This is a genomic window from Streptomyces sp. NPDC101234, from assembly GCF_044767525.1.
Taxonomy (GTDB): domain Bacteria; phylum Actinomycetota; class Actinomycetes; order Streptomycetales; family Streptomycetaceae; genus Streptomyces; species Streptomyces sasae.
Genome location: NZ_JBIWOA010000013.1, coordinates 290,574 through 296,842, shown reverse-complemented (window position 1 = coordinate 296,842; position 6,269 = coordinate 290,574). Strand labels below are relative to the sequence as shown.

The window sequence follows — 6,269 nt, the reverse complement described above, 5'->3', positions numbered from 1 at the left end:
GCTTTCCCCCCCCCCCCGGGGGCGCCCGTGCCCGGGCGTGCTCGGGGGCCCCCCCCCCCGCGCGGGGGGCCCCCCCCCCCCGGGGCCCCCCCGCCGCGACCTTTTCCGGATCTCCCGCTCTCCCCCGCCGTCCGCGCAGACCAGGTGGGCTACGTCACAAGACCCACACGCTTCTCCTGCGCGTGTGATCAATCCGCAACCAATTCCGGTCTTGACCGAGACCCATCAACGTGTCGTGTGATTACGCTCGCGCTCATGGCCGTATTTCCCCCCACCGTCTCGCCCGTCTACGTCATCGGTGCAGGCCCCGGAGGTCTCGCCGCCGCGTACGCGCTGCGGGCCCGGGGCATCCGTGCCGTGATCCTGGAGAAGTCCGACGACGTCGGCGCGTCCTGGCGCCGCCACTACGACCGTCTCCACCTCCACACCACCCGCCGGCTCTCCGCCCTGCCGGGCCTGCCCATGCCGCGCCGCTTCGGCCGCTGGGTCTCCCGTGACGACGTGGTGCGCTATCTGGAGAAGTACGCCGAGCACCATGAACTGGAGATCGTCACCGGCGTCGAGGTCTCCCGGGTGGAGCCCGCGCCCGACGGTGACGGCTGGCTGCTGCACGCCTCCGGCGGCCGTGAGCTGACCGGCTCCGCGGTGGTGGTCGCCACCGGCTTCAACCACACCCCGCGCATCCCCGACTGGCCCGGCCTGGACAGCTACGGCGGCCGGTTCCTGCACGCCGGGGAGTACCGCGACGCCGAACCCTTCGCCGGCCGGGACGTCCTCGTCGTGGGCGTCGGCAACACCGGCGCCGAGATAGCCGTCGACCTGGTCGAGGGCGGCGCCTCCCGGGTGCGGCTCGCCGTCCGCACGGTCCCGCACATCGTGCGCCGTTCCACGGCCGGCTGGGCCGCCCAGTACAACTCGATCCTGGTGCGACGACTGCCGACCGGCCTCGTCGACCGGCTGGCCCGCACGATGGCCAAGGTCAGCGTGCCCGACCTGGCCGCCCAGGGCCTGCCCCGCCCCGACTCGGGCCTCTACAGCCGGGTCAAGCAGGGTTCCATCCCGGTCCTGGACGTCGGTCTCATCGACGCGGTACGCCGAGGGAAGATCGAGATCGTGGCCGCCGTCGACGGTTTCGAGGACGGCAAGGTCGCCCTCGCCGACGGCACCCGCGTCTCTCCCGACGCGGTGATCGCGGCGACCGGATACGTCCGCGCGCTGGAGGGCCTGGTCGGCCACCTCGACGTCCTCGACGGCAGAGGCCGCCCGGTCGCCCACGGCCCGCGCACCCCGAAGAACGCGCCCGGTCTCTACTTCACCGGCTACACCAACCCGATCAGCGGCAACTTCCGCGAGATGGCCATCGACGCGGAGAAGGTCGCGAAGGCGGTCGCCAAGCGTCTGCGGGTGGCGTAGAAAGCCTCAACCTCCTTCCGTACAAGACCTGTTACGCATGTGACCGATGCGACGACAGTTGTTTGTTACCGGCGGTAGCACTGCGCCCGTGCGCGAGGCCAGAATGTGAGCCCTGCTCAACTTTCCGGCTCCACCCCTCTCGCTCAGCACGGAGGACGCACGTGGCACGTGAAAGACAGCTCTCCCGCCGCTCCCTCCTCGGCGGTGCCGCCGCCGGGGCCGCCGGCCTCACCGCGGTCTCCACCGTCGCCGCCGGGACGGCCGCGGCGGCGACCTCGGCCGCTTCCCGGACCGTCGACGTGGCGATCGTCGGCGGCGGCCTCGCCGGGCTCACCGCTGCCCGCGACCTGGTCGCCGGCGGCAGGACGGTCGCCGTCCTGGAGGCCCGGGACCGGGTCGGCGGCCGGGTGGTGAACCTGAAGCTGGCCAACGGCGGTTACACCGAGGGCGGCGGCGAGTTCATCGGCCCCACCCAGGACCGCATCAAGGCCCTCGCCGACTCCCTGGGCGTGGCGACCTTCACCACCTACAACACGGGCAACAACCTCCTCTACAAGGACGGCACCCGCACCCCGTACGACACCAGCGGTCTGCTCGGCTCGGTACCGCCGGTGGACGCGGCCGGGCTCGCCAACGCGGCGATCGTGCAGTCCGAGCTGGACAGCATGGCCACGCAGGTGCCGGTGGACGCGCCCTGGACCGCCGCCAAGGCCGCCGAGTGGGACAAGCAGACCTTCGAGAGCTGGCTGAACGCCAACGCGATCGTGCCCTCCGCCAAGTTCCTCCTGGACCTGGCCTGCACATCGATCTTCTCGACCCAGCCCCGTGAAGTCTCCCTTCTCTACGTCCTCTACTACATCGCCGCCGCCGGCAACGCCTCCAACGCCGGCACGCTGGAGCGCCTCACCGACACGGCCGGCGGCGCCCAGGAGTCCCGTTTCGTCGGGGGCTCCCAGCAGGTCCCGATCAAGCTCGCCGCGACGCTCGGCGACCGGGTGGTGCTGAGCGCGCCGGTCCGGTCCATCGTCAAGTCCGGCAGTTCGTACGTCGTCACGGCGGACGGCATCACGGTCAACGCCACCCGCGTCGTCGTCGCCGTGCCGCCCCCGCTGGCCGCCCGCATCACCTACGACCCGCTGCTGCCGGCCGCCCGCGACCAGCTCACCCAGCGGATGCCGATGGGTTCGATCGGCAAGGCCATCGCCGTCTACGACACCCCCTTCTGGCGGGCCGACGGTCTCAACGGTCAGGCCGTCAGCGACTCCGGCGTGGTCCGCTCGACCTTCGACAACTCCCCGCCGGACGCCTCCTACGGGGCGCTGATGGGCTTCATCGAGGCCGACGAGATGCGGGCGTACGACGCGGCGAGCGAGGCCGACATCAAGACCGCCGTACTGGCGGACTACGTCAACTACTTCGGCAGCAAGGCCAAATCTCCCTCCTCCTTCGTGCTGCAGCGCTGGGACAATGAGGGCTTCTCACGGGGTGGCCCGGTGGCCTACGCGCCGCCCGGTGTGCTGACCGAGTACGGGGCCGCACTGCGCGAGCCGGCGGGCGGGATCCACTGGGCGGGTACGGAGACCTCCACGTTCTGGACGGGCTACATGGACGGAGCGGTGCGGTCGGGCGAGCGGGTGGCGAAGGAGGTACTGACCGCCCTCGGCTGAGGGCGCCGGTCGTTTCCGGCCTCAACTTTGCGTGCAGACCAGTTCCTGACGCAGTGTCAGTTCAGTAATCTGACACTGCGTCAGTTAATTGTGCTGTCACACAGGAGCGGGCGGAACGATGCTTGGATCAACCCACGGCACCCTCACCACCGACTCCCGCCGGGCCCGGGTCCTCGCCTGCGGTGAGCAGCGTCCCGGACCCGCCGTCCACGGCCGGACGGCCGACGAGGACGAACTGGACGTCAGCGGGCGGCCGCTGTACTCGGACGTACCGGATCTGGACCGGTTCTTCCGGCCCGAGTCCGTCGCCGTGATCGGCGCCTCGGACACCGAGGGGCGGCCCAACACCGGTATCACCCGGCAGCTGCTCGACTGGGCCGGGCGGGTCGGGGCCCGGGTGCACCCGGTGCACCCGACCCGGCCGTCGGTCTTCGGCATCGCCTGCGCTCCTTCCGTCGCCGACCTGCCCGAGCAGGTCGATCTCGCCGTGCTCCTGGTCGCCGACCCCCTTTCGGTGATCGAGGAACTGGCCGAGGCCAAGGTGAAGTTCGCCGTCGCCTTCGCCTCCGGGTTCGCGGAGACCGGCGAGGAGGGCGCGGCGGCCCAGACCCGGCTGGCGGCGGCCGTACGCCGCTCCGGGCTGCGGCTCCTCGGCCCGAACACCAACCTGAACGCCTTCGAGCGCTTCCGGGACGACCTGGACGGCCCGGCGATCGCGCTGATCACCCAGTCCGGCCACCAGGGCCGGCCCGTCTTCGCCGCCCAGGAACTCGGCATCCGCCTCTCGCACTGGGCGCCCACCGGCAACGAGGCGGACCTGGAGACCGCCGACTTCATCTCCTACTTCGCCGAGCGCCCCGAGGTCGGCGCCATCGCCTGCTATGTCGAGGGACTCAAGGACGGCCGCGCCTTCCTGCTGGCCGCCGACCGCGCGGCCCGCCGCAAGGTACCGGTGGTCGCCGTGAAGGTCGGCCGCACCGAGGCCGGTGCCCGCACCGCCGCCTCCCACACCGGCAAGCTGACCGGCGCGGACGATGTGGTCGACGCTGCGCTGCGCCAGTACGGGGTGATCCGCGTCGACGGCCTGGACGAACTCCAGGACACCGCGGCGCTACTGGCCCGGGCGCGGGCCCCGCGCGCCGACGGGGTCGTCGTCTATTCGATCTCGGGCGGCACGGGCGCGCACGCGGCCGACCTGGCGTCCGGCCTGGGGCTGCGGCTGCCGGTGCTGTCCGAGGCCCGGCAGGCCGAGCTGCACCAGTGGATACCGGAGTACCTGAGCGTGGCCAACCCGGTCGACAACGGGGGGCATCCGGTGGGCGACTGGCGCGGCCGGAAGATCATCGACTCGATCCTCGCCGACCCGGAGGTGGGGGTGCTGATCTGCCCGATCACCGGCCCCTTCCCGCCACTGAGCGACCGGCTGGTGCGGGACCTGGTGGACGCGGCCGAGGCCAGCGACAAGCTGGTGTGCGTGGTGTGGGGTTCGCCGGTCGGCACCGAGGCCGCCTACCGGGACGTACTCCTCGGCTCCTCCCGGGTGGCCACCTTCCGCACGGTCGGCAACTGCCTGACCGCCGTCCGCGCCTACCTCGACCACCACCGCTTCGTCCACGCCTACCGCTCCCCCTTCGACGAGGCCCCGCGCACCCCCTCGCCCTCCTACCGCAAGGCGCTCGCGCTGATGCGGCCGGGGCAGCAGCTGAGCGAGCACGCGGCGAAGCAGCTGCTGCGCGCGTACGGCATACGGGTGCCGCGCGAGCAGCTGGTGACCAGCGCGGCGGCCGCCGTGCGCGCGGCCGGGCTGGTCGGCTACCCGGTGGTGATGAAGGCGTCCGGCGCGCAGATCGCCCACAAGACCGAGCTGGGCCTGGTGAAGATCGGCCTGACCTCGGCCAGCCAGGTCCGGGACGCCTACCGGGAGCTGACCGACATCGCCCGCTACGAGGGCGTCGCCCTGGACGGCGTGCTGGTCTGCCAGATGGTCGAGCGGGGCGTGGAGATGGTCGTCGGGGTCACCCACGACGACCTGTTCGGGCCGACCGTCACCGTGGGGCTGGGCGGGGTGCTGGTGGAGGTGCTGCACGACGCGGCCGTGCGGGTGCCGCCGTTCGGTGAGGAGCAGGCCCGGGACATGCTCGCCGGACTGCGCGGGCGGGCCCTGCTGGACGGGGTCCGGGGGCGGCCGCCGGCCGACCTCGAAGCGCTCGTCGAAGTGATCCTCCGCGTCCAGCGGATGGCCCTGGAACTCGGGGACCGGCTCGCCGAGCTCGACATCAACCCGCTGATGGTGCTGGAGCAGGGACAGGGCGCGGTGGCGCTGGACGCGCTGGCGGTGTGCAGCTGAGATGAACATGCCCGCTTCCTCCCAAGAGCCGGAAAAATCCGTTGAGTCATTGGTACTGCACGCCACTGACAACCAGGTCGCCCTCATCACCCTCAACCGCCCCGAATCCCTCAACGCCATCACCCCTGACCAGCGCGAACGCATCATTCAGCTGCTCGGCGACACCTCCGCCGACCCCGATGTCCGGGCCGTGGTCCTCACGGGCACGGGCCGCGGCTTCTGCGCCGGCGCCGATCTCCGCGGCGGCGCCACGGGCGAACGCGTCCCCGGCGACGTGGCCCGCACCATCCGGCTCGGCGCCCAGCGGCTCGTCGCCGCCGTCCTCGACTGCGAGAAGCCGGTGATCGCGGCGGTCAACGGCACCGCGGCCGGCCTCGGCGCCCACCTCGCGCTCGCCTGCGACCTGGTCCTGGCCGCCGAATCGGCCCGTTTCATCGAGGTGTTCGTGCGCCGCGGCCTGGTCCCCGACGGCGGCGGCGCCCATCTCCTCCCCCGGCTGGTCGGCCCGCACCGCGCCAAGGAGCTGATGTTCTTCGGCGACGCGCTCTCCGCACCGGAGGCCGAGCGTCTGGGCCTGGTCAACCGGGTCGTACCGGACGAGGAGCTGGCGAAGACGGCGCGGGAGTGGGCGGAGCGCCTGGCCACCGGCCCCACCCGCGCCCTCGCCCTGACGAAGCAGTTGGTCAACGCGTCCCTGGACACCGACCGCCCCACCGCGTTCGCGGCGGAGGCGGCGGCCCAGGAGATCAACATGACCACGTGGGACGCCCAGGAGGGCCTGCGGGCCTTCGTGGAGCGCAGAAGCCCCGAATTCCGGGGCCGTTGACGGCGGCAACCGGGGC

At 72.2% G+C, this 6,269-nt stretch carries 4 protein-coding genes; all 4 read left to right on the top strand.

All coding sequences use genetic code 11. The features are described 5' to 3' along the window. The first annotated feature begins 255 nt into the window (after positions 1 to 255). On the top strand, positions 256 to 1,413 hold the full coding sequence (locus tag ACIRR9_RS25085; protein WP_403755712.1) for a flavin-containing monooxygenase: 1,158 nt from the start codon (positions 256 to 258) through the stop codon (positions 1,411 to 1,413). A 161-nt stretch (positions 1,414 to 1,574) separates the two neighbouring features. Beyond that, entirely contained in the window at positions 1,575 to 3,080 is a 1,506-nt protein-coding gene (locus ACIRR9_RS25080; protein WP_403755709.1) for a flavin monoamine oxidase family protein, read from the top strand. A 118-nt stretch (positions 3,081 to 3,198) separates the two neighbouring features. Then, entirely contained in the window at positions 3,199 to 5,427 is a 2,229-nt protein-coding gene (locus ACIRR9_RS25075) for an acetate--CoA ligase family protein (RefSeq protein WP_403755706.1), read from the top strand. A gap of 7 nt (positions 5,428 to 5,434) precedes the next feature. Continuing rightward, positions 5,435 to 6,253, top strand: coding sequence for an enoyl-CoA hydratase/isomerase family protein (locus ACIRR9_RS25070; protein WP_403755703.1), 819 nt, complete (start codon positions 5,435 to 5,437; stop codon positions 6,251 to 6,253). Positions 6,254 to 6,269 lie beyond the last annotated feature (16 nt).

Coding starts and splice junctions, on each gene's coding strand:
- ACIRR9_RS25070 (WP_403755703.1), top strand. CDS start 5,435: ATGCCCGCTTCCTCCCAAGAGCCGGAAAAATCCGTTGAGTCATTGGTA.
- ACIRR9_RS25075 (WP_403755706.1), top strand. CDS start 3,199: ATGCTTGGATCAACCCACGGCACCCTCACCACCGACTCCCGCCGGGCC.
- ACIRR9_RS25085 (WP_403755712.1), top strand. CDS start 256: ATGGCCGTATTTCCCCCCACCGTCTCGCCCGTCTACGTCATCGGTGCA.